The sequence below is a fragment of the Mycolicibacterium sp. CBM1 genome (genome assembly GCF_054073305.1).
The window spans coordinates 119,652-141,686 of record NZ_JBSXPP010000013.1 but is presented as its reverse complement, the minus strand read 5'-3'; the positions used below and the strand labels follow the sequence as shown (position 1 = coordinate 141,686).

At 67.8% G+C, this 22,035-nt stretch carries 20 protein-coding genes, 1 tRNA gene and 2 pseudogenes; 10 read left to right on the top strand and 13 right to left on the bottom strand.

The annotated features are described in order from the left end of the window. Positions 1 to 44: 44 nt before the first annotated feature. Together ACXDF8_RS18075 and tpx are read right to left on the bottom strand one after the other, a co-directional pair. Complete coding sequence (locus ACXDF8_RS18075; RefSeq protein WP_457224651.1) at positions 45 to 452, bottom strand: hypothetical protein; 408 nt, start codon at positions 450 to 452, stop codon at positions 45 to 47. 218 nt (positions 453 to 670) lie between these two features. Beyond that, on the bottom strand, positions 671 to 1,165 hold the full coding sequence (tpx, locus tag ACXDF8_RS18070) for a thiol peroxidase (protein ID WP_457224650.1): 495 nt from the start codon (positions 1,163 to 1,165) through the stop codon (positions 671 to 673). A 523-nt stretch (positions 1,166 to 1,688) separates the two neighbouring features. Here tpx and ACXDF8_RS18065 point away from each other — a divergent pair. Then, the gene (locus ACXDF8_RS18065) at positions 1,689 to 1,958 is read left to right on the top strand and encodes a WhiB family transcriptional regulator (protein ID WP_457224649.1); all 270 of its coding nucleotides are present in this window, start codon (positions 1,689 to 1,691) and stop codon (positions 1,956 to 1,958) included. A gap of 18 nt (positions 1,959 to 1,976) precedes the next feature. Here ACXDF8_RS18065 and ACXDF8_RS18060 read toward each other — a convergent pair whose 3' ends face one another. The 3 genes from ACXDF8_RS18060 to ACXDF8_RS18050 are packed head-to-tail and all read right to left on the bottom strand — an operon-like array spanning position 1,977 to position 5,620. Continuing rightward, positions 1,977 to 3,353, bottom strand: coding sequence for a macrolide-binding ATPase MABP-1 (locus ACXDF8_RS18060; protein ID WP_457224692.1), 1,377 nt, complete (start codon positions 3,351 to 3,353; stop codon positions 1,977 to 1,979). A 1-nt stretch (position 3,354) separates the two neighbouring features. After that, positions 3,355 to 4,194 carry a TOMM precursor leader peptide-binding protein gene (locus tag ACXDF8_RS18055; RefSeq protein ID WP_457224648.1) on the bottom strand — a complete coding sequence of 280 codons (840 nt, stop codon included), beginning with the start codon at positions 4,192 to 4,194 and terminating at the stop codon, positions 3,355 to 3,357. 58 nt (positions 4,195 to 4,252) lie between these two features. Next, positions 4,253 to 5,620: a zinc-dependent metalloprotease gene (locus tag ACXDF8_RS18050; protein ID WP_457224647.1), complete on the bottom strand. Its 1,368-nt coding sequence runs from the start codon at positions 5,618 to 5,620 to the stop codon at positions 4,253 to 4,255. A gap of 202 nt (positions 5,621 to 5,822) precedes the next feature. Here ACXDF8_RS18050 and ACXDF8_RS18045 point away from each other — a divergent pair, with 202 nt between their 5' ends. The 3 genes from ACXDF8_RS18045 (at position 5,823) to ACXDF8_RS18035 (ending at position 10,863) form a co-directional block, all read left to right on the top strand. Next, positions 5,823 to 6,845 carry a YlbL family protein gene (locus ACXDF8_RS18045; RefSeq protein WP_457224646.1) on the top strand — a complete coding sequence of 341 codons (1,023 nt, stop codon included), beginning with the start codon at positions 5,823 to 5,825 and terminating at the stop codon, positions 6,843 to 6,845. 103 nt (positions 6,846 to 6,948) lie between these two features. Beyond that, on the top strand, positions 6,949 to 9,945 hold the full coding sequence (locus ACXDF8_RS18040) for a UPF0182 family protein (protein WP_457224645.1): 2,997 nt from the start codon (positions 6,949 to 6,951) through the stop codon (positions 9,943 to 9,945). Further along, positions 9,946 to 10,863 (top strand): ribonuclease Z, encoded by a 918-nt coding sequence (locus ACXDF8_RS18035; protein ID WP_457224691.1) that lies wholly within the window; start codon positions 9,946 to 9,948, stop codon positions 10,861 to 10,863. It abuts the gene before it with no gap. On the opposite strand, the gene ACXDF8_RS18030 is transcribed toward ACXDF8_RS18035, so the two are convergent. Next, positions 10,860 to 11,372, bottom strand: a complete 513-nt coding sequence (locus ACXDF8_RS18030) for a hypothetical protein (RefSeq protein WP_457224644.1) — start codon at positions 11,370 to 11,372, stop codon at positions 10,860 to 10,862. The genes ACXDF8_RS18035 and ACXDF8_RS18030 overlap by 4 nt on opposite strands. Positions 11,373 to 11,687: 315 nt before the next feature. On the opposite strand from ACXDF8_RS18030, the gene ACXDF8_RS18025 reads away from it, so the two are divergent. From ACXDF8_RS18025 to ACXDF8_RS18015, 3 genes and pseudogenes are all read left to right on the top strand, one after another. Beyond that, a tRNA-Met gene (locus ACXDF8_RS18025) sits at positions 11,688 to 11,761 on the top strand. Positions 11,762 to 11,896: 135 nt separating this feature from the next. Then, positions 11,897 to 13,067, top strand: a pseudogene (locus tag ACXDF8_RS18020) (IS3 family transposase). Positions 13,068 to 13,119: 52 nt separating this feature from the next. Continuing rightward, positions 13,120 to 14,295: an alpha/beta fold hydrolase gene (locus tag ACXDF8_RS18015; protein WP_457224643.1), complete on the top strand. Its 1,176-nt coding sequence runs from the start codon at positions 13,120 to 13,122 to the stop codon at positions 14,293 to 14,295. A 205-nt stretch (positions 14,296 to 14,500) separates the two neighbouring features. On the opposite strand, the gene ACXDF8_RS18010 is transcribed toward ACXDF8_RS18015, so the two are convergent. Genes ACXDF8_RS18010 through ACXDF8_RS18000 form a run of 3 tightly spaced genes read right to left on the bottom strand, consistent with a single transcriptional unit; the run spans position 14,501 to position 17,490 of the window. Continuing rightward, positions 14,501 to 14,824: an EthD family reductase gene (locus ACXDF8_RS18010; protein ID WP_457224642.1), complete on the bottom strand. Its 324-nt coding sequence runs from the start codon at positions 14,822 to 14,824 to the stop codon at positions 14,501 to 14,503. Positions 14,825 to 14,859: 35 nt separating this feature from the next. After that, positions 14,860 to 16,227 (bottom strand): FAD-binding oxidoreductase, encoded by a 1,368-nt coding sequence (locus ACXDF8_RS18005; protein WP_457224641.1) that lies wholly within the window; start codon positions 16,225 to 16,227, stop codon positions 14,860 to 14,862. A gap of 9 nt (positions 16,228 to 16,236) precedes the next feature. Beyond that, positions 16,237 to 17,490 carry a multidrug efflux MFS transporter Tap gene (locus tag ACXDF8_RS18000; RefSeq protein ID WP_457224640.1) on the bottom strand — a complete coding sequence of 418 codons (1,254 nt, stop codon included), beginning with the start codon at positions 17,488 to 17,490 and terminating at the stop codon, positions 16,237 to 16,239. Between the two features lie 30 nt (positions 17,491 to 17,520). Between ACXDF8_RS18000 and ACXDF8_RS17995 the strand changes: the two genes are divergently transcribed. Beyond that, positions 17,521 to 18,348 carry a uracil-DNA glycosylase gene (locus tag ACXDF8_RS17995; RefSeq protein WP_457224639.1) on the top strand — a complete coding sequence of 276 codons (828 nt, stop codon included), beginning with the start codon at positions 17,521 to 17,523 and terminating at the stop codon, positions 18,346 to 18,348. 39 nt (positions 18,349 to 18,387) lie between these two features. Then, positions 18,388 to 19,419 (top strand): LLM class flavin-dependent oxidoreductase, encoded by a 1,032-nt coding sequence (locus tag ACXDF8_RS17990; RefSeq protein WP_457224638.1) that lies wholly within the window; start codon positions 18,388 to 18,390, stop codon positions 19,417 to 19,419. Between the two features lie 18 nt (positions 19,420 to 19,437). On the opposite strand, the gene ACXDF8_RS17985 is transcribed toward ACXDF8_RS17990, so the two are convergent. The 4 genes and pseudogenes from ACXDF8_RS17985 to ACXDF8_RS17970 all read right to left on the bottom strand — a co-directional run. Next, positions 19,438 to 19,878: a nitroreductase family deazaflavin-dependent oxidoreductase gene (locus ACXDF8_RS17985; protein ID WP_457224637.1), complete on the bottom strand. Its 441-nt coding sequence runs from the start codon at positions 19,876 to 19,878 to the stop codon at positions 19,438 to 19,440. Positions 19,879 to 19,887: 9 nt separating this feature from the next. Continuing rightward, positions 19,888 to 20,319 carry an HIT family protein gene (locus tag ACXDF8_RS17980; protein WP_457224636.1) on the bottom strand — a complete coding sequence of 144 codons (432 nt, stop codon included), beginning with the start codon at positions 20,317 to 20,319 and terminating at the stop codon, positions 19,888 to 19,890. A gap of 25 nt (positions 20,320 to 20,344) precedes the next feature. Further along, positions 20,345 to 20,479, bottom strand: a complete 135-nt coding sequence (locus ACXDF8_RS17975) for a hypothetical protein (protein ID WP_457224698.1) — start codon at positions 20,477 to 20,479, stop codon at positions 20,345 to 20,347. 13 nt (positions 20,480 to 20,492) lie between these two features. Then, positions 20,493 to 20,570 (bottom strand): annotated as a pseudogene (locus tag ACXDF8_RS17970) (hypothetical protein); the annotation flags it as partial. A 73-nt stretch (positions 20,571 to 20,643) separates the two neighbouring features. Between ACXDF8_RS17970 and ACXDF8_RS17965 the strand changes: the two are divergent. Continuing rightward, entirely contained in the window at positions 20,644 to 22,035 is a 1,392-nt protein-coding gene (locus ACXDF8_RS17965; RefSeq protein ID WP_457224635.1) for an amidase, read from the top strand.

The following is a 22,035-nucleotide window of genomic DNA, read 5'->3' as shown; positions in this document are numbered from 1 at the left end:
CGAAGAAATATCTATCCGAGTGTCGGGCGACTGACCCGGCTGCGTTATCCGGGACCGTAATTCACGGTCCTCGTGGTGGCGTTCGTTCCGTTATCCGCTGTCCCCGGTGTGCCCTGGCCGGTGTAGCTGCTGACATCGCCGACGCCGAGGCTGGCGGTACCCCCCGTGCTGTTGGCGGTGGCGGCGCCGGTGTAGCTCGAGGGGCCGCCGACGCCGATGGAAGCGCCGGCGCAGTTCTCGCCGTTGATGCCCGTCACCGCCGACGGCGCGCCGCACAGGTTGTTCGACGTCCCACCGCCGGTATAGCTCGACGCGTCGCCGACACCCTGACTCGGTCCGAACCCGGCGCCGGTGACCGCTCCCGATTCCCCGGAACCCAGACCGGGATCCATGGGCGTGGCGGACGCGAGAGGGGCGGCGCCCAACGTGACCAGGGCCGCCAGTGTCGTCACATGAACCGCCAAGGTAGTTCGCCTATTGTTCATTTTTCAGCACCCTCTCGTTCGCGTAACAGACAGATTCAGGTGATATTGAGAAAGGTTACGCTTGGCAACGTTGATTGGAGGTTAAACGACCTCCGAACGGCGCCGTCGAGTAGCAACACCAAAAACGGGACGGATACCGCACCTAAGTGCGGTATCCGTCCCGTTCTTGGGGGGAGAGGTTTTGGCTAGCCGAGCGCGCCGAGCGCAGCGTCGTAGTCGGGCTCCTGGCCGATCTCGGGGACGAGTTCGGTGTAGGTCACCTTGCCGTCGGCGCCGACGACCACCACGGCGCGCCCGAGCAGGCCGGCCATCGGCCCGTCGGCGATGGTGATGCCGTAGTCCTCGCCGAAGCTGCTGCGGAACGCCGACGCCGAGACGACGTTCTCGATGCCCTCGGCGCCGCAGAAGCGCTTGAGGGCGAACGGCAGATCCTTCGACACGCACACCACGGGAACGCCGGTCGCGGCGGCGCGCTCGTTGAAGGTGCGCACGCTGGTGGCGCACACCGGAGTGTCGACCGACGGGAAGATGTTGAGCACCAACGCTTTACCGCCGAACTGGCCGCTGTCCACGGCGCCGAGGTCGGTACCGGTCAGGCTGAATTCGGGGGCCTGGTCGCCGACGGTGGGCAGCTCGCCGACGGTGTTGATCGCATTTCCACGCAGGGTTATCTGTGCCATGAGGAATAGTTTGTCAGCCCCGGCGTTGCGATGGTGGGCCGGGTCGGCATCCCGGCTCTCGGCGCAGGGCCGCGCCCGCCACGAAACTGCAGGTCAGAAATTCGCTTGTGGCGAATCAGGGTTTGGGGTTAGCCTCAAAACCGAAATTTTTCGCACTGCCCGACGGTACGAGAGGAGGGGCCTGACGATGATCACCGCTGACTATGGCGTAGCCGGCTTTACGCATCGCATGTGGTCCTTCCAGGACGTCGTGGCGACCCCGCGTCCTGCGCATGCTGCCTACGGTGCTCACCCCGCCGGGGCGACCGCCGCCATTGCGGCTCAGCGTAAGCGCCGCAACGCCGCCCCGACCATCGCGTCCGTGGACAGGAGCTTCAACTAGGAAAGCTCCCAGACACAGCCACTGGCCACGGACCCGAAGTCACAGGATCCGTGGCCATTGTTTTTCCTCAAAGATTCCTGGTCCGGATCTCCCACCGAAGCGATACGTAAGCGATACGACCAGGAAGCAGGTGAGCAGGACATGTCGACATCGACAGTCCGCCAGGAGAAGCTGCCGGTGTTGCCGTGCCACGTCGGGAATCCCGACCTGTGGTTCGCCGAGACGCCCGTCGAGCTGGAGCGCGCCAAGGTCCTCTGCGGGGACTGCCCGATCCGGCGGCAGTGCCTTGCCGCCGCGTTGGAACGCGGTGAGCCATGGGGTGTTTGGGGTGGCGAGATCGTCGAACGCGGCACCGTGGTGGCCCGCAAGCGGCCGCGTGGACGTCCCCGCAAGGACGTCATCGCCGCCTGAGGGCCGGACCCGAAGCCGTCAGCGCACGGCTTCGGGTTCTACGGGTTCGAGGAACCCGGGAACCAATCGCTCGGCCAGCGCCCGGGTGGGCACGTGGGCGTCGAGTTGCGCCGAGATCGCCACCGTCGAGGCGATCACCCGCAGCGGAATGGCCAGCTTCGCGGGCAGATCCATCTGGCGGGCGGTCTTGATCTGCTGCGAGGAGACCGCCATGTTGGCGGCGGCCATCTTCTGCAGCCACTTACGGGTGTAGTGGAAGACGTCGACCTCGATGGGCTCGACGTACTGGCGCAGCATGTCGTCGATCTCGGTGGCCGAAACCTGTTCACCCTTCTGGATGAAGCCCACCTTCTCCATGGTGGGCAGCAGCCGGTCGTAGTCCTTGTCGCGAGCCAGCCGGATGATCATCCCGATCTCGACGGGTAGCCCGTCGGGCAGCGGGGCCACCGCACCGAAGTCGATGACGGCCATCCGACCGTCGGGCAGCATCATGAAGTTCCCGGGGTGGGCGTCGCCGTGCATCATGCCCAGTCGGCCCGGGGCGTCGAAAGTCAGCTCGATGAGCCGAGTGCCGCACAGGTCTCGTTCGTCAACGGTGCCCTCCCGGATGATCTGCGCCATCGGGACGCCCTCGATCCACTCGGTGATCATCACCTTGGGGGCGCTGGCCACCACGTGCGGCACCACGAAGTGCGGGTCGTCGGTGTAGGCCTTGGCGAAGGCGCGCTGGTTGTCGGCTTCGAGCCGGTAGTCCAGCTCCATCTCGGTGCGCTCGATGAGTTCGTCGACCACGCCCTCGACGTCGGCGCCGGGGGAGAGCTGCTTGAAGACACTGACCATGCGCTGCATGGTCTTGAGGTCGGCGCGCAGGGCCTCGTCGGCGCCGGGGTACTGGATCTTGACGGCGACCTCGCGGCCGTCGGACCAGACGCCCTTGTGGACCTGGCCGATGCTGGCCGACGCGACCGGGGTGTCGTCGAACGAGGTGAACCGGCTGCGCCACTTGGTGCCCAGCTGCCCGTCCAGCACCCGGTGCACCTTGGCCGCGGGCAGCGGCGGGGCGTCCTTCTGCAGTTTGGTCAGCGCTTCGCGGTAGGGCTCGCCGAACTCCTCCGGGATGGCGGCCTCCATCACCGATAGCGCCTGCCCGACCTTCATCGCGCCGCCCTTGAGCTCGCCGAGGACGGTGAACAGCTGGTTGGCAGCCTTCTCCATCAGCTCGGCATTGACCTCGTCTTTCGACTTGCCGGTCAGCCGTTTGCCGAGCCCCAGCGCAGCCCTGCCCGCAAAGCCGACCGGAATGGTCGCCAGCTTTGCGTTGCGGGCTGCACGGCCGCGCTTGATGTCTGCCACCACACCATCATCCCCGACGCGGTCGCCCTGGCAACCATAGATGTCAGCATCCACAATTCGGGTGCCGTGACCAGCGCCGGGAGGAGATCGTGGTGGCGTTCACATCGACTTCCAAGGTGGTGTTCAGCGTCGAGGGCGGCGCGCCGGGCGATTCGGAGTCCCGCACCGCGGTGATGATCCGGTTCAGCTGGCCCAGGGCGACGGCAACCGTGGCCAACACCGTCGGGCGGTCGGCACTGCCGATCACGTCACGTAGCTGAGCGGCGACCGCCGGCCATGCCGCGTCGCGGTCGGTGCGGTGCAGGTCGGCGCAGCCCAGGCAGCTGGTGACGCCGGGGATGACCAGCGGGCCGACCAGTCCGGCGCCGTCGCGGACGCGGACCGGCAGGTGCGGCACGCCCACGGCGTGCAGGTCGCGCACCAGGCGCGGGTCGGCGACCAGATAGTCGGTGAGCACGACGACGTCGGCGCTGGCAGGCGACACCGCGGCGTTGGCGTGGCTGGTGTGGCTGATGCGCGCCCCGGATCGGCGCAGGGCGTCGACCAGCAGATCGGAGAGGGGGCCGCAGCCGTGCACCCGGATGGCCAGGGCTCGGGCAGGCGGTGCGGCGCTGCGGTCGCGCACCGCTCCAGCGGACACCAGCGCCGTCAGCAATTCGTCGAAGCCCGTCGTGTCGGTCATGCCGTGGGCGGCGGCCAGACGCTGCAGACCGGCGGCGTCCATCGGGACCTGCATGCCGCGCAGCACGGCGGCCAGGCCGGAGGCGCTCAGGCCGGCGGGGGGATGGATCTGCACGGCGCGGCGCGGGTGCCACCCGACCTGCACGGTGCCGTCGGGGCGCAGTAGCACCGGCAGGGTGGGATCGAGGGCGTAGCGCCGCATGCGACGACTGTGCCACCGGTACGCTGTGGGCCCATCGCGTTATCCACAGCCTGGCTGGTCAGGCCTTGGGGTTGTCGTCCCCGTGCTCGGGGCCAGTTCCGGGGCCGTTCTCCAGGTCGGCGATCGCCTGGTTGAATGCTTCGTCCAGCTCACTGGCGTCCCCACCGATGATCCGGTCGACAAAGGCGGCGGGCTCGTCGAGGTCGGCGGAGTTGGGCAGCAGGTCGGGGTGCTGCCAGACGGCGTCGCGGGCGTCGATGCCGACGGCATCGGTCAGCCGCTGCCACAACGCCGCGGCCTCGCGCATCTTGCGCGGCCGCAGTTCGAGGCCGACGAGTGTGGCGAAGGTCTGCTCGGCCGGCCCGGCGGTGGCTCGCCGGCGCCGCAGCATCTCCGAGAGTGCCGCGGTGCCGGGGATCCGATCGCCGAGCGCGGCGCTGACCACGGTCTGCACCCAGCCCTCGACGAGGGCGAGCAGGGTTTCCAGGCGTTCCAGGGCGGCGGTCTGTTCCGGCGTGGCCTTCGGCTCGAACATGCCTTGGCTCAGCAACTGCTCCATGGCGGCCGGGTCGCCCAGGGAGGCCGGGTTGAAGCCCGCCGCCAATTCCTCGATACCGCTCATGTCGATCTTCATGCCCTTGGCGTAGGCCTCGACGGCGTTGAGCAGCTGGCTGGACAACCACGGGACGTGGCTGAACAGCCGGTGATGCGCCGCCTCGCGGGCGGCCAGGAAGGTCATGACCTCGCTGCGGGGCTGCTCGAGTCCTTCGGAGAGGACTTCGATGGCCTCAGGCAGCAACGCCGCGACGCCCTTGGGGCCCAACGGCAAGCCGATGTCGGTGGAGGTCAGCACCTCGCGGGACAACGTGCCGAGCGCCTGGCCCAGCTGGGAGCCGAACGCCATGCCGCCCATCTGGGTCATCATCGCCAGCAGCGGGCCGGCCATCGCCTTGGCCTCATCGGGTAGGGCCGAGGCCCACACCGACGCGATCTGCTCGGCCATCGGGTCGCACAACCGCTTCCAGGTGCCCAGGGTGGAGTCGATCCAGTCATTGGGGGTCCAGGCGACGGCCTTGGTGGCGCCGGCGGGCAGCGCGGTCGCGCCGTCGAGCCAGGTGTCGGCCAAATGCACGGCGTCGGCGATGGCAGTGGTGGTGCTCGCCGGGATCGGCGCGACGAACCCGATGGAGTTCGACGCCAGCTGGCGGGCCAGGTCGTAGTTGACCGGCCCGGACGAGCCGCCCATCGGGCCACCGGCACCGCTGAACATCTGGCCCAGCTGGGTGAAGATCTGGCCGAGATCGGCCATGTTGAAGTCGCCGCCGCCGAAGCCGAACGGGTTGCCGGCGCCGGAGTTGCGGTCCTTCCCCTGCTTGTCGCGGTCGGGATCGTCTCCAGCGGAAAAGCCGAAGGGCAGGTCGGACATGCCTCAACCGTACTCAACTCGGCTGGCAGGCGGGTAACGGGCGATCACGCTGTCAGCGAACCGTCGCTTCGCGCGGGTCGGTGTATTCCCCGGGTCGCTTCGCTCCTGCCCGCCGGTGTATTCCCCGGGTCGCTTCGCTCCTGCCCGCCGGTGTATTCCCCGGGTCGCTTCGCTCCTGCCCGCCGGATCTACTCTGGGCGGCGTGAACAGGCGGATTCTGACACTGATGACGGCGCTCGTGCCGATTGTCGTCTTCGGTGTGCTGCTAGCGGTCGTGACGGTGCCCTTCGTGTCGCTGGGACCCGGCCCCACCTTCAACACCCTCGGGGAGGTCGACGGCAAGCAGGTGGTGGCCATCGAGGGCACCCCGACCAAGCCGACCTCGGGGCATCTGAACATGACGACGGTGGCCCAGCGCGATGGGCTGACCCTGGGGCAGGCGCTGACGCTGTGGGCGTCCGGACGTGAGCAGCTGGTGCCGCGGGATCTGGTGTTCCCACCGGACAAGTCCCGTGAGGATGTCGAGAAGGATCAGAACGCGGACTTCAAGCGCTCCGAGGACAGCGCCGAGTACGCCGCGCTGGGCTACCTGAAGTACCCGGAGGCGGTGCGGGTGGAGAAGGTCAACGACCCGGGGCCGTCGGCGGGCAAACTGCAGGCCGGCGATGCCATCGACGCCGTCAACGGCACCAAGGTGGCCGACGTCAAGGCGTTCACGTCGTTGCTGAAGGCCACCAAGCCCGGCCAGGAGATCGTCGTCGACTACCGGCGCAAGAACGCCCCACCGGGCACGGCGCGAATCACTTTGGGTACCAACACCGATCGCGACTACGGCTATCTGGGGGTAGCGGTGCTCGACGCGCCGTGGGCGCCGTTCACCATCGACTTCAACCTGGCCAATATCGGCGGCCCGTCGGCGGGGCTGATGTTCAGCCTGGCCGTCATCGACAAGCTGACAACCGGTGACCTCAACGGATCGAAGTTCATCGCCGGCACCGGGACCATCAGCGAGGACGGCAAGGTCGGCCCGATCGGCGGCATCACCCACAAGATGCTGGCCGCCCAGGAGGCCGGCGCGTCGGTGTTCCTGGTGCCCGCCGACAACTGCGACGAGGCCAAGTCGATGCGCGACGACGGGATGGAGCTGGTCAAGGTCGACACCCTGGCCGGCGCGGTCGATTCACTGCACACGCTGACCGCCGGGGGCCGGCCGCCTTCGTGCTAGCGCGTTGCTGCAGCACAGGCCCGTCGTCGTGATGCGTAGAGTTGGGGCCGTACTTCTGCCACGGCGTGTCTCCGCCGTCCGACAAGAACCAGGAGTCTGACAGGTGAGTATGCGGCCGGGCGCTCGGATGCCGAAGTTGACCCGGCGTAGCCGGATTCTGATCGGCGCTGCGCTGGTGGTGGTGGTCCTGCTGTTGGTGGGGCCGCGGCTGATCGACGCCTACGTCGACTGGCTGTGGTTCGGCGAGCTCGGCTACCGCTCGGTGTTCACCACCGTGCTGCTGACCCGGCTGGTGGTATTCCTGGTCGCCGGCCTGCTGGTCGGGGCGATCGTCTTCGCCGCGTTGGCGCTGGCCTACCGCACCCGACCGGTGTTCGTGCCGACCGTGGGCCCCAACGATCCCGTCGCCCGCTACCGCACCGCGGTGATGGCGCGGCTCAAGCTGTTCGGCATCGGGGTGCCGGCGGTGATCGGGTTGCTGTCGGGGGTGGTCGCGCAGAGTTACTGGACGCGGGTGCAGCTGTTCCTGCACGGTGGCAGCTTCGGGGTCACCGACCCGCAGTTCGGCAAGGATCTGGGTTTCTACGCCTTCGATCTGCCGTTCTACCGGCTGGTGCTGACCTATCTGTTCGTCGCGGTGTTCCTAGCGTTCCTGGCCAGCCTGGTCAGCCACTACGTGTTCGGCGGTATCCGGCTGGCGGGGCGCGCCGGGGTGCTGAGCCGCCCGGCGCGCATCCAGCTGGTGGCGCTGGTGGGTCTGCTGGTGCTGCTCAAGGCTGTGGCGTATTGGTTCGACCGCTACGAGTTGTTGAGCCACACCCGCGGCGGCAAGCCGTTCACCGGCGCCGGCTACACCGACATCAACGCCGTGCTGCCGGCCAAGCTGATCCTGCTGGCGATCGCGCTGATCTGCGCGGCGGCGGTGTTCTCCGCGCTGGTGCTGCGGGACCTGCGGATCCCGGCGATCGGTCTGGTGCTGCTGCTGCTGAGCTCGCTGATCGTCGGGGCGGGCTGGCCGCTGGTGGTCGAGCAGATCAGCGTCAAACCGAATGCGGCGCAGAAGGAAAGCGAATACATCAGCCGCAGTATCACCGCGACGCGGCAGGCCTACGGTTTGACCAACGATCACGTGACCTACCGCGACTACAGCGGCACCGCGCCGACGACGGCGCGGCAGGTGGCCGACGACCGGGCGACGACGTCCAATATCCGGGTGCTGGATCCGACGATCATCAGCCCGGCGTTCACCCAGTTCCAGCAGGGCAAGAACTTCTACTACTTTCCCGACCAGCTTTCGATCGACCGCTACCAGGGCCCGGACGGCAATCTGCGGGATTACGTGGTGGCGGCTCGCGAGCTGAACCCCGACCGGCTGATCGACAACCAGCGCGACTGGATCAACCGCCATACCGTGTACACCCACGGCAACGGGTTCATCGCCTCGCCGGCCAACACGGTGCGCGGCATCGCCAACGACCCCAACCAGAACGGCGGTTACCCGGAGTTCCTGGCTAGCGTCGTCGGCGCCAACGGCAGCGTCATCTCGCCGGGGCCTGCGCCACTGGACCAGCCGCGGATCTACTACGGCCCGGTCATCTCCAACACCGCGGCCGACTACGCGATCGTCGGCAAGAACGGCGCCGACCGCGAGTACGACTACGAGACCAACACCGAGACCAAGAACTACACCTACGCCGGCAGCGGCGGCGTGCCGATTGGGAACTGGCTGGCCCGTTCGGTGTTCGCCGCCAAGTTCGCCGAGCGGAACTTCTTGTTCTCCAACGTGATCGGGGAGAACAGCAAGATCCTGTTCAACCGGGATCCCGCGGAGCGCGTCGAGGCGGTGGCGCCGTGGCTGACCACCGACAGCACGGTGTATCCGGCCATCGTCAACAAGCGGATGGTGTGGATCATCGACGGCTACACCACGCTGGACAACTATCCCTACTCGGAGTTGACGTCGTTGTCGTCGGCCACCGCCGACTCCAACGAGGTGGCAGTGAACCGGCTGGCGCCGGATAAGCAGGTGTCCTACATCCGCAACTCGGTGAAGGCCACCGTCGACGCCTACGACGGCACGGTGACGCTGTACGCGCAGGACGAGAGCGATCCGGTGCTCAAGGCGTGGATGAGTGTCTTCCCGGGCACGGTCAAGCCGAAGAGCGATATCAGCCCGGATCTGGCCGCGCACCTGCGGTATCCGGAGGATCTGTTCAAGGTGCAGCGCATGTTGCTGGCCAAGTATCACGTCGACGACCCGGTGACGTTCTTCTCCACCTCGGATTTCTGGGACGTGCCGCTGGATCCGAACCCCACGGCCAGCAGCTACCAGCCGCCGTATTACATCGTGGCCAAAGACATTGCCCGTAATGACAATTCGGCGTCGTTCCAGCTGACCAGTGCGATGAACCGGTTTCGGCGCGACTTCCTGGCCGCCTACATCAGTGCAAGCTCGGATCCGGACACCTACGGCCGGATCACGGTGTTGACCATTCCCGGTCAGGTCAACGGTCCCAAGCTGGCGTTCAACGCGATCAGTACCGACACCGCGGTCAGCCAGGACCTCGGCGTGATCGGCCGGGACAACCAGAACCGGATCCGGTGGGGCAATCTGTTGACACTGCCGGTGGGTCAGGGCGGCCTGATCTACGTCTCGCCGGTGTATGCCTCGCCGGGCAGTAGTGACGCGGCGTCGTCGTATCCGCGGTTGATTCGCGTGGCGATGATGTACAACGACAAGGTCGGCTACGGGCCGACGGTCAGTACCGCGCTCGACGGCATCTTCGGCGCCGGGGCGGGGGCCACGGCCACCGGTCCCGCGCCGGCCACCCCGCCGGGCGGTCAGCCCCCGGGTGCCAAGCCGCCGGCGGCCACGCCGGTGCCGGGCAGCGCACCGGAAGTGCCGGTGCCGGTTGCGGGAGTTCCCGCCACACCGGGTCCGGCGACCAGCCTGTCGGGGCCCAAAGCGGCTGCGCTGCAGGATGTCGAGACCGCGTTGGGTGCGGTGCAGGAGGCGCAGCGTAACGGCAACTTCGCCGATTACGGTGACGCGCTGCAACGGCTGGACGACGCGATGAAGAAGTACGAGTCGACCAAGTAGATAGCCGTGCGGGAGCTGGTGGTGCTCGGCACGGCGAGTCAGGTGCCGACGCGCTACCGCAACCACAACGGGTACTTGCTGCGCTGGGACAGCGAAGGCCTGCTGTTCGATCCCGGCGAGGGCACGCAGCGTCAGATGGTGCTGGCCGGAGTCGCCGCCGGCGCGGTGACGCGGTTGTGTCTCACGCACTTTCACGGCGATCACTGCCTCGGTGTGCCCGGCGTCATCCAGCGCGCGTCGCTGGACCGGGTCGCCCATCCGATCACCGCGCACTTCCCGGCGTCGGGGCAGGTCTACTTCGACCGGCTGCGGTACGCGTCGGTGTTCTATGACGCCGTCGACGTCCGGGAGGAACCGATCACCGCCGACGGGACGGTGGCCACGGCGGCCTTCGGAACGCTCCAGGCGCGGGCGCTGGACCATTCGATCGATGTGTTCGGCTACCGGCTGGTCGAACCCGACGGGCGGCGTTTCGTGCCGGAGTTGTTGGCGCACTTCGGGATCAACGGGCCCGATGTGGGCGTGCTGGAGCGAACCGGTGCCATCCAGGTGGGGGAGCGGGTGGTCGAGCTGGCGCAGGTGAGCCAGGCGCGGCGCGGGCAGCGCTTCGCGTTCGTGATGGACACCCGGTTGTGCGATGCGGTGTACGAGTTGGCCGACGGCGCCGACATGCTCGTCATCGAAGCGACGTTCCTGCACCAGGACGAGGATCTGGCGCGGGAGTACGGCCATCTGACGGCGCGGCAGGCGGCGGGCGTTGCGGCGGCCTGTGGGGTGCGCACGCTGGTGTTGACGCACTTTTCGCAGCGATACCCCGATGGGGCGCTGCGCTACAGCGAGGAGGCCGCTGAGGCGTTCAGCGGCGAGATCGTGGTGGTTGAAGATTTGACGCGGGTGCCGGTGCCGGCGCGGCGTTAGGGCTTGGCGTTAGGACTTGCCAGCCCGACGCGCAGCGCGATCTCCTGCTTCTGGCCGACGTTGGTGACGAAGTCCGCCGGCGCGGGCTGGCCGGGCAGGCCGTCGAACTCCACGCGGGCCAGGACGTTGTCCTGGGTGAACAGCAGAACGGTCACCGACTTAGAGCCGTCGGGGGCGTTACCCGAGACGACCGAGCCGCCGGTGCCGACGGGGGAGGACCGCGGCGGGCCGGGGGTAACGGACTTGGTCAGGCTGGCCTGGGCCTCGGCCAGCGCCGAGGGGGCGGCGGCGGGGTTGTCGAGGGCGATGAGCAGAATGCTGACGGCCTTGGTTTGGTCCTCGTTGACCAGCAGCACCTCAGCGCCGGGGCGGGTGTCGGGATTCGCGGTGGGCGGTTGGTCGACGTAGGTGTCGCCGGTGCCGGAGATGTCGCGCGCCTTCAACAGCAACCGGGTGTAGTCCACCGATGCGGCGGCCGGCTTGGCGCTCGTGGTTGTGGTGGTCGTCACACTGGACACGACGGACTTGGGTGCGGCGGATGTGCTTGAGCTGACACCGGATTGGGTGTCACAGGCAGCGGTTCCAAGGGCAAGAGCGGCAATCGTCAATGCTGCTGCACAGCGGGAGGCGTGTTTTCGTTTCATCTCTTTCGAGCCTGTCGACTTCTGCTGCGAGAAGCAAGCGAATAGGGCTCAACTGGGTGCCGGGTGCGTCACACCAGTGGGATTCTGGCCGGTATCTGCGGTGCTGGAGTGCCTCCGCGAGCCTCTGAGCACGCGATTTGGTTCCACTGCTTGGTGTTCGGTAACGTTGCGTTCACCCGACGCGGGGTGGAGCAGCTCGGTAGCTCGCTGGGCTCATAACCCAGAGGTCGCAGGTTCGAATCCTGTCCCCGCTACTAGGTAAAACGGCTCCCGGAGGTAACTCCGGGAGCCGTTTTCATTGGGCTTGTGAACGGATCTGTGAACGTCAGGACTTCTGACCTCAACTTCGTCGCCGGTATCCAGACGAGTTGAAGCAGCGGGCGGTGCAGATGGTGGCCGATCTGCGCAGCGACACGACCTCGGAGTGGGAGGCGATGGGTCGGGTCGCTGACCTGCTGGGGGGGCGTCGGGACTGCTGAAACGGTGCGCAAATGGGTCCGCCAGGCCGAGGTCGACGCCGGAGATCGGGCTGGGCAGACCAGCGAGGAATCTGAGGTGTTTCGCAAGCTGCGCCGCGAGAATGCCGAACTCAAGCGAGCCAATGCGATCTTGAAAGCGGCGTCGGTTTTCTTCGCCGCCGAACTCGACCGGCCCTCTCAGTAGTCGTGGAGTTCATCAGCGACCACCAGCACCAGCGGGTGGGCGCTGATGGTCTCAAGTGGGGTGTCGAGTCGATGTGCGCCGTCTTATCCGAGTACGGGATCACGATCGCCCCGTCGACGTATTACGCCCACCGCGCCCGCGGTGGCCCCTCGAAGGCCGATTGGGCCGACGCGCAGATCATCGACGCGATCTACCGGCTCCGTGCGTCCAATGCGCTGTACAAGATTCTGGGTGCCCGCAAGACGTGGATTGATGGGATGGCGCGGTGCCTGCAATCGGCGCCGGGTGCGCACCACCATCGCCGACCCGTCGGCTACACGGGCACCGGACCGTGTGGCTCGGCGGTTCGCCGCCGAGGCGCCCGACCGATTATGGGTTGCCGATTTCACCTATTGCCGAACGCGGGCCGGCTGGGCCTACACGGCCTTCGTCACCGATGTCTACGCTCGCAAGATCGTGGGCTGGAAGGTGGCCACCGAGATGACCCAGAAGCTCGTGACCGATGCGATCAATCACGCCATTGACACCCGAAAACGTTACGGCGCGAACTCTTTGGAGTCGCTCATACATCACAGCGACGCGGGCTCGCAATATGCCGCGATTGCCTTCACTGAACGGTTGTCCGTCGAAGGCATCCTGCCGTCAGTGGGATCGGTGGGCGATAGTTTCGACAACGCTCTGGCCGAATCGGTGAACAGCAGCTACAAGACCGAACTCGGCGACCACCAGCCGCTCTATCCCGGCGCCACCGAGCTGTCCCTGGCCACCGCCGAATGGGTAGCCTTCTACAACCGCCAGCGGCCCAACGGCTACTGCCAGGACCTCACGCCGGATCGGGCTGAAGCGCTCTACTACCATCGCCACCGGCACCCTCAGACCGAGGAGGCACTCAGATAAGAGAACCTCCCGACATGCCGGGGCGGATCTGATCGACCTCGAATCTCCAGGAGTGAGACGGACCTCTCCGACCTGGCCGGTGACGAGTGTCCGGCACGGCAGACTTGGTCGGGTGGAGTCGTTGACGGTGTCTTGTAGCGATGGGACGCAGCTGCACGTCGGTGCGGTGGGCGACGGGCCCGATGTGGTGGTGTTATCGGGCGGCCCAGGCTGTGTGAATTATCTGGAACACGACGGCTTGGCCCCAGCAGGTACACGCGCGTGGTTTCCCGAGCCGCGGGGCGTTGGCCGGTCTGGCGGCGGTGCCCATGGCCTCGCTCAAGCCATTGCTGATCTCGAAGTGATCAGAGCGACGGTGGGTGTGGATTCCTGGACAGTGCTTGGTCACTCGTTCGGATCAGACCTAGGCGTTCGCTACGCAATGGATCACCCTGAGCACGTGACGTCGGTCGTCGGAATCGCTGGACACGGGTTGCATAAGGACCGCACCTGGTCGCAGACCTACGCTGCGCACCGCCACATTGAAGACAGCCTGGTCATCGCGTGGGATGCCGCTGTGCACGAATCACTCAGTGCATCGTTCATCGAGTGGATTCACCAGCCGAAGTTGTTCCGGCAATTGGCCGACAGCCGTGTTCCGATGACGTTCGTGGCCGCAGGTGAGGACATTCGGCCCGATTGGCCGCTTCGCCAGCTCGCCGCGCTGGTTCCACGGGGACAGTTCCGCGACGTGAAAGGGGTCCCGCACAACTTCTGGCACACCCATCCAGAGATATGGCAGGCAATCGTTTCCGAGCTGTGCCGAGGCGAAGTGATCGTACGAGCAGCCGACATCGACGAGCTAGGTGTAGCGGATCTGGTGACGTTGGCCATTGGCGACGACCCGCAGAAGATCCGTGCGACCGTTGACCGATACCGAGATGACCAGGCGGTCAGGCTGCTTGTCGCGACGGATCGCGGCATGCCCGTCGGAGCAGTTGGCTACACGGTGGGGGGATCCGCGATCACCCTGCTGCATATCGCGACAATCCAGTCCGCGCGGCGGACGGGGCTAGGACGTTGCCTTCTTACGGAGGTACGCCGAGCCGCCGACCTGCCGCTGGTTGCAGAGACGGACGCTGACGGAGTTGGTTTCTACGCCGCGACCGGCTTCACCGTCACCCCTCTAGGCGAGAGATATCCCGGCATGCAGAGATTCCGCGCACATCTAGATGAACATCGCTGCTGAGACAGGATCTCAGTCATCGGCATTGTTCAAAAACGAGACAGGCTTGTCCGAAAGGCGGTAGTGCCGGGCTCTGGGCGCGAACCCGAAAAATGACACAACTCTGGGACGAATTGCCTATGAGAAGGTTTGGGACACCCCCAGGTCGCAGCAGGTCACGGCCGCCTCGAATGACACTGGACACGGGAACCTACAATTCCGCTCCGACTCAGCGAGACGCGGGCACCTCGACGTCAGACATCAATACCCGTACGCCGCCGGTGGACAGCTGCGCCATCGCGCTGAAGAACGCGCCCGCTTCCGGCGTCGTCACTGCCAGGCATGCGGCGTCGTAGTCCGGGTAGTACAGGTCGATCATCCGGTACGCCGGCGTCGGGCTGCCGTCCTCCTTCGGCCACACCTTGGACGCTTCGAACCGGGTGTAGCCGGGAATCTGGCGTGCGGCCTCCAGTTGCGCCGCGACATAGGCGGATTCGAACTCGTCCGGATCGGTCGGATTGTCGTAGATGACGGTGATCTTGGTTTCGGACACGAATCTTCCTTTCGGAGCGGGCCAGAGCGGACTTTCTAGATCACCGCACCGGGATTGAGGATCCCCGCGGGGTCAAGCGCGGTCTTGATCCGGCGGGTGAGCTCCATGGCTTCAGGCCCCAGTTGACCTGCTAGCCAAGGCTTCTTGAGCCGGCCGACACCATGCTCACCGGTGATGGTGCCGCCCAGCGACACCGCGAGATCCATGATTTCGCCGAATGCCAGCTGCGCTCGTTGCGCCATGGCGGCGTCGTCGGGGTCGAAGACGATCAGCGGGTGGGTGTTCCCGTCTCCGGCGTGCGCGATCACCGAAATCGTCAGATCCCGGTCGGCGGCGATCTTGGCCACCCCGCCGACCAGCTCGGCCAGCGCCGGCAGCGGCACGCCCACGTCCTCGAGCAGCAGCGAGCCCTTGGCCTCCACCGCGGGGATGGCGAAGCGCCGGGCCGCCACGAACGCCTCGCCCTCGGCCGGGTCGTGCGTCGAAAAGCACTCGGTGGCACCGGCTTCGGTGAATACCCGCGCCATGAACTCGGCGTCCTCGGCGCCAGCCGGTCCGCGGTCATCGGAGGCGGCCACCATCATCGCCGCCGCCGAACGGTCCAAGCCCATCCGCAACTTGTCCTCGACGGCGTTGATCGCGACGGCGTCCATGAACTCCAGCATCGAGGGCCGGATCTTGCCGGTGATGGTGACGACCGCGCCGGCCGCGGCCTCCACCGAGTCGAACGTCGCGACCACCGTGCAGGCCGACGGCTGCGGTGGCAGCAGGCGCAGTGTCACCTCGGTGACCACGCCGAGCGTGCCCTCGCTGCCGACGAACAACTTGGTCAACGACAGTCCCGCGACGTCCTTGAGCCGTGGACCGCCGAGGCGCACCGCCGTCCCGTCGGCCAGCACGACCTGTAGGCCCAGCACGTAATCGGTTGTGACGCCGTACTTTACACAGCACAGGCCGCCGGCGTTGGTGGCGATGTTGCCGCCGATGCTGCAGATCTCATACGACGACGGGTCCGGTGGGTACCACAGCCCGTGCTCGGCGACGGCCTTCTTCACCTCGGCGTTGAGCAGGCCGGGCTGTACCACCGCGGTGCGCGTGACCGGGTCGATGGTGATGTCGCGCATCTTCTCCGTCGACAGCACGATCCCGCCGTCGAGCGCGGTGGCGCCGCCGGAGAGCCCGGTGCCGGCTCCGCGCGGTACGACTGCGACGTGGTGGGTGCTCGCCCAGCGCAGGACGATCTGGACTTCCTCGGTGCGGGTGGGCCGGACCACGGCCAGCGGGGTTCCGGCCGCGGGATCGGCGGCCCGGTCCTGCCGATAGGACGCCAGGATGTCCGGGTCGGTGACGACGACACCGTCGGGCAGTTCAGCGGCCAGCTCGGCTAGGGCACTCACGGCCATGCGCCCATCCTAGGCGCGGGCCGGCCGCCCCTCGGGGTCATCGGTATCTGAGTCGAGTTCGCGAAGCGCCGCCAGCCACGGACAGGCCGCCGCGATCACGAGAATCGGCACCGCGAGCACCAGGAATGTCACCTTCAGGCCGAACGCGTCGACCAGCGGACCGGCGAGGACGAAACCGATTGGACCGGCGGCGTAGGCCATCGACGTCATCACCCCGACCACCCGCCCGCGCAGATGCTGTGGGGTGCGGGTCTGCATGACCGAGTTGTAGATCGGTCCGATGGGCCCGTAAACCAGCCCGACCAGCGCCGCGGACGACAGGATCACCGGCAGCGGCGGCAGGAACGAGATCACCATGACCGCCACCCCGAATGTCGACACCGCGGTGAGCACCGTGGTCCGCTTGCTGACCAGCCGGGACAGCACGCTCCAACTCAGCGCCCCGACTAGCCCGCCGACCGCCAGCGCCATCAGCACCCAGCCCAGCTGCACGGGTTCGTCGCGGTCGGTGAAGTACTTGGGGAACAGCACGCTCTCCATCGGCAGGTACAGCCCGGTGACGGCGAGATCGATGAGGCCCAGGGTGCGCAGCACCCGGTTGCGCCAGACGAACGCCAGACCTTCGATGACGCCGGAGACCACGCTGTCGGGGCGGGTGTCGCGGGCCGGCCGGCCGGTGCCCTCCAGGCGCAGCACCGCCATCGCCAGGATCGCCAGAACGAACAGCGCCGCGGTGACCCACATCGTGTCGACGCCACCGAGTGTCGCGATGAGCAGACCGCCGACGCCGGGGCCGGTGATGTAGGCGAGGTTGAAGACCGCCTCGTAGAGGCTGTTGGTGTGGTCTAGCGTCCAGTTCGCGCGGCCCGCGGCCTCGGGCAGCATGGCCTGGCGCGCGGTCATTCCGGCCGGATCGAACAACGCGCCCAGTGCCGCCAGCACCGCGAGCACTGCGGTGGTGAGCACGTCGGCACCGACCGCCATTACCAGCACTGGAATCGCGACGACCGACGCGGCCGACAGCAAGTCGGAGAGCATCGCCACCCGGCGCCGGCCGATGATGTCGACCGCCGTTCCGGCGATCAACGTCGCGAACAGCAGCGGTAGGGTCGCGGCGCCCGCGACGATCGAGGCGTCGACCGCGCTTCCGGTGCGCTGCAACACCAGCCAGGGAAATGCCACCATGGAGATCCCGTTGGCGCCGGCCGCCAGGAATGTCGAGGACAGGATCAGCAGCGCGGGAAGGCGCGTGGTGGTGCGCACCGGCGAAGCCTATGCGTGCACAGTGGACGGGTGACCGCACACGCCCATCCCCGCACCGGTGTGGCCTTCCAATCGCCGGTGCCGCCTGGTGTCGGGTGGCCGGGCGATCCTGCGGTGCCCGAGACGCCGGTGGCCGGCGACGCCCGAGAAGTGGCCGAGCTTGCGGCGTCGGCGACGGGCCTCGACGGACTCGACGCCATGGTCAGTGTGTGCCGCGCCTGCCCGCGACTGGTGGCCTGGCGCGAGGAGGTGGCGATCACCAAACGGCGCGCGTTCGCCGGTGAACCGTACTGGGGCAGGCCCATCACCGGCTGGGGTTCGGGGCGTCCCAAGATTCTCGTCCTGGGGCTGGCGCCGGCCGCGCACGGCGGCAACCGGACCGGCCGGGTGTTCACCGGCGACCGGTCGGGCGATCAGCTCTTCGCCGCACTGCACCGGGCCGGGCTGGTGAATTCACCGGTCAGCATCGACGCCGCGGACGGGTTGGGCACCAAGGGCATTCGGGTACTCGCCGCGGTGCGGTGCGCTCCACCTGGTAATGCGCCGACACCGGACGAGCGCGCGACGTGTGAGCCGTGGCTGACCGCGGAGTGGCGACTGATCGCCCCCTCTGTCCGGGTCATCGTGACGCTCGGCGGGTTCGCCTGGCAGGCCGCGCTGCGGTTGCTGGCCGATGATCTGCCCCGCGGCGTCAAGCCGAAGTTCGGGCACGGTGTGGTCGCCGAGTTGACGTCGGGCCGACAGCTCATCGGCTGTTATCACCCGAGTCAGCAGAACATGTTCACCGGCCGGCTCACGCCGGCGATGCTCGACGACGTCATCACCGACGCCAGGAGGCGGGCGGGGTTGCGCGGCTGAGCGGGGAAGGATGCGCCCGCCCGTATCGTTGCGACTGCTATGCGGCTTTCCGTCCTCGACCTCGTCCCGGTTCGCACCGACCAGACCACCGCCGATGCACTGGCGGCGACCGTGCGCCTCGCCCAGAGCGCCGACCGGCTGGGCTACACCCGATATTGGCTGGCCGAGCACCACAACATGCCCGCGGTCGCGGCCACCAGCCCGCCAGTGTTGATCGCCTACCTTGCCGCCCAGACGTCACACATACGACTCGGCTCGGGCGGGGTGATGCTGCCCAACCACGCGCCGCTGGCCGTCGCCGAGCAGTTCGCGCTGCTGGAGGCCGCCGCGCCAGGCCGCATCGATATGGGTATCGGACGGGCCCCGGGTTCGGATCCGGTGACCTCGATCATGCTGCGGGGTTCTCGTGACGATTCCGATGTCGAGAACTTTCCGCAGTACCTCGACGACGTCGCGGCGCTGATGAGCGCACGCGGGGTGCGCATCCCGATCCGCGGCCAGGACTACATCCTTAAGGCCACGCCGAGTGCGGTGGGGGAGCCGCGGCTGTGGCTGCTGGGCTCCTCGATGTATTCGGCGCATCTGGCGGCCGCCAAGGGCCTGCCCTACGTGTTCGCCCACCACTTTTCCGGGCAGGGCACCGCCGAGGCGCTGGAGGTGTACCGGTCGGAGTTCCGGCCCTCGGAGGTGGCCGCCGAGCCGGTCACGTTCATGACGGTCAACGCCGTCGTCGCCCCGACCCGCGCCGAGGCTGAAGCACTGCTGCTGCCGAACCTGCAGATGATGGCCCGGCTGCGCACCGGTCAGCCGCTGAGTGCGGTCGACCTGGTCGAGGACGCGGCTGCCCTGACCATGCACCCGCAAGCCGAGGCGATCATCGCGGCCGGGCGGGCCAAGACCGTCGTCGGCGCGCCGGCCGAGGCAGCCGACCGTATCCGCGCCATCGCGGCGGAGTTCGACGTCGACGAGGTGATGGTGAGCCCGGTCGCCTCGGCGCACCGGGGGACCGATCCGGCGACCGCACCGGACCGTGAGGCGACGCTGGAGCTGTTGGCCAAAGAGCTTTTCTAGACCCGTGGCGGGGAGCGTTCAGCGCCGCGTCAGGCGGATGACCGGAATCGGGCGGGTGGTTGCCGCTTGGTATGCGGCATAGCGCCCGGAGTTGTTCGAGTCGCAGATACTCCACAGCCGTGCGTAGTCCGGGTCGTCGGGCGCCACGATGCGCGCGGTGACCGGTACTCGGCGCGGACCGAGGTTGATCTCGATGTCGGGGTTCGCGCGCAGATTGTGGTACCAACCCGGATTGCGGTCGGCCCCGCCGTTGGACGCGACCACCAGGTAGTCCTCGCCGTCGCGGTAGTAGGCGAGCGAATTGGTGCGCGGCGCACCGGTTTTGGCGCCGATAGTGTGCAGCATCAGCGACGGCGGGGCGCCGGGAATCCGGTGCCCGATCCACCCGTGGCTGCGCTGGTAGACGGCGTCGTGCACCTTCACGAACTGCAGCAGTGCCTTGTCGGCCAGCGACGTCATCTCAAGTCCTCATCCGGTCGTGTCGAGTTGGGTCAGTGCGGCGCGCAGGATCGCCCCGGTGCCCTCGCGGTCGGGGTCGCGGCGCAGCAGCATCCCCCTGGCGAAGGACAGCTTGTCGCCGTCGCGACGGGGGATCACATGCAGGTGGATGTGAAAGACCGTCTGCATGGCCGACTTGCCGTCGTTGATGGCGATGTTGTTGCCCGTCGCGCCCAGCCCCGATGCCCGCGTCGCCTGCGCGATTCGCTGGCCCACGGCCAGCATCCCGGCCAATGTCTCGGCGGGGGTGTCGGTCAGGTCCACGCTGTGGCGCTTGGGCACCACCAGCGTGTGCCCGCGGGTGAACGGACGGATGTCGAGGATCCCCAGGAAGTTGTCGTCCTCGTAGACCCGGATCGCCGGCGCGGTGCCGGCGACGATCTCGCAGAACACACAAGCCATCCCGCCACCGTAGTCGGTGGTCGGGTCAGCGCCAGTCGCGGAACACCGCCAGCAGGCGCGTTCGCAGTGCTGGGTCGACGTCCTCCTCGGTGATCCGCCCGACGGCGGCGATGGTGGTGCGCAACTGGGCCAGCTGGCTGCGGTAGCCCCGGCACAGCATTCAGGTGCCACCGGACGCGAGCCGCCGTCAGCGTGTCCAGGGCGCCCGCGTAGTAGTCACTGAGCAATTTCACCAGCTGGGCGCAGGCCATCGTCTGCCGTGTTGCCGTCCTCGATGTCAGTGTGGCGCGAACCGCGGCCCGTTACAGCGCTACGCTGCCGCAGATGGACTCCACCGACATCGCCTTCGCCGGCGCCGCCGAACAGGCGCGCATGCTCGTCAACGGAACCATCACCGCACCGGCTCTGCTGGAGCTCTACCTCGAGCGGATCGCGCGCGTCGACCGCGAGTTGCGCGCCTACCGGGTGGTCTTCACTGAACGCGCACGCCGGGAGGCTGCCGCTGCCCAGGAGCTGCTCGCCGCCGGGCAGCGCAAACCTCTGCTCGGTGTGCCGGTCGCGATCAAGGACGACGTCGACGTCGCCGACGAGTTCACCTGCTACGGCAGCAGCGCCTACGGTCTGGCGCCGACGGCCGACGCCGAGGTGGTACGTCGGCTGCGCGAGGCCGGGGCGGTGATCCTGGGCAAGACGGCGGTCCCGGAGATGATGCTGTGGCCGTTCACCGAGACGGTCGCCTTCGGCGCGACGCACAATCCCTGGGATCTGGCGCGCACGCCGGGCGGCAGCAGTGGCGGCAGCGGAGCGGCGGTGGCCGCCGGTCTGGCCCCGATGGCGCTGGGCTCCGACGGCGCCGGGTCGATCCGCATTCCGTCGACGTGGTGCGGGCTGTTCGGGATCAAGCCGCAGCGTGACCGCGTGCCGATGGCGCCCCACGACGGCGCCTGGTGCGGCCTGAGCGTCAACGGTCCGATGACCCGGACCGTCGAGGACGCCGCGCTGTTCCTCGACGCGACGACCGCGCAGCCCGGATCGCCGGGCGGCTTCGTCGCGGCCGCGGGACGCGAGCCGGGCCGGTTGCGGATTGCGCTGAGCACCAAGCTCCCTCCGACAATGGTGGGCCGGGTCGGACGAGCTCAACAGTCCGCCCTCGACGGCCTGGAGGCGCTGCTGCGCGACCTCGGTCACGAGGTGTTCTGGCGCGATCCGGACTATCCGGCCTGGGCGGTGTACGGCCATGTGCTGCCGCGGATGTGGCGCGGCGCCTACGACGATGTCACGGCCCTACCGCACGCCGAGCGACTCGAACCCCGGACCAAGGGCATCGCCCGGCTCGGCCGGCTGATCTCGGATGCCCGCATTGCCCGGATCCGCGCCGCGGAACCGGCGCTGTCGGCCCGGGTCCAGTCGATCTTCGACGACGTCGACGTTCTGGTCACCCCTGGCACGGCGACGGGTCCGTCGCGCATCGGGCAGTACCAGCACCGCGGAGGGGTGACGACACTGGCCATGGTGGCCTCCCGAGTGCCGTTCCAGGCGATATTCAACGCGACCGGCCAGCCTGCCGCCGTCGTTCCCTGGGGACTCGACGGCGATGGCCTGCCGGTGTCGGTGCAACTGGTCGGCCGGCCCTCCGACGAGGCCACCCTGCTGTCGCTGAGCCATCAGATCGAGACGGTTCGGCCGTGGGCGCATCGGCGGCCGCCGGTCTCCTGA

Coding starts and splice junctions, on each gene's coding strand:
- tpx (WP_457224650.1), bottom strand. CDS start 1,165: ATGGCACAGATAACCCTGCGTGGAAATGCGATCAACACCGTCGGCGAG.
- ACXDF8_RS18065 (WP_457224649.1), top strand. CDS start 1,689: ATGTCGACATCGACAGTCCGCCAGGAGAAGCTGCCGGTGTTGCCGTGC.
- ACXDF8_RS18055 (WP_457224648.1), bottom strand. CDS start 4,194: ATGCGGCGCTACGCCCTCGATCCCACCCTGCCGGTGCTACTGCGCCCC.
- ACXDF8_RS18050 (WP_457224647.1), bottom strand. CDS start 5,620: ATGTCCGACCTGCCCTTCGGCTTTTCCGCTGGAGACGATCCCGACCGC.
- ACXDF8_RS18005 (WP_457224641.1), bottom strand. CDS start 16,227: ATGGCCGTGAGTGCCCTAGCCGAGCTGGCCGCTGAACTGCCCGACGGT.
- ACXDF8_RS17990 (WP_457224638.1), top strand. CDS start 18,388: ATGCGGCTTTCCGTCCTCGACCTCGTCCCGGTTCGCACCGACCAGACC.
- ACXDF8_RS17985 (WP_457224637.1), bottom strand. CDS start 19,878: ATGACGTCGCTGGCCGACAAGGCACTGCTGCAGTTCGTGAAGGTGCAC.
- ACXDF8_RS17980 (WP_457224636.1), bottom strand. CDS start 20,319: ATGGCTTGTGTGTTCTGCGAGATCGTCGCCGGCACCGCGCCGGCGATC.
- ACXDF8_RS17975 (WP_457224698.1), bottom strand. CDS start 20,479: ATGCTGTGCCGGGGCTACCGCAGCCAGCTGGCCCAGTTGCGCACCACC.
- ACXDF8_RS17965 (WP_457224635.1), top strand. CDS start 20,644: ATGGACTCCACCGACATCGCCTTCGCCGGCGCCGCCGAACAGGCGCGC.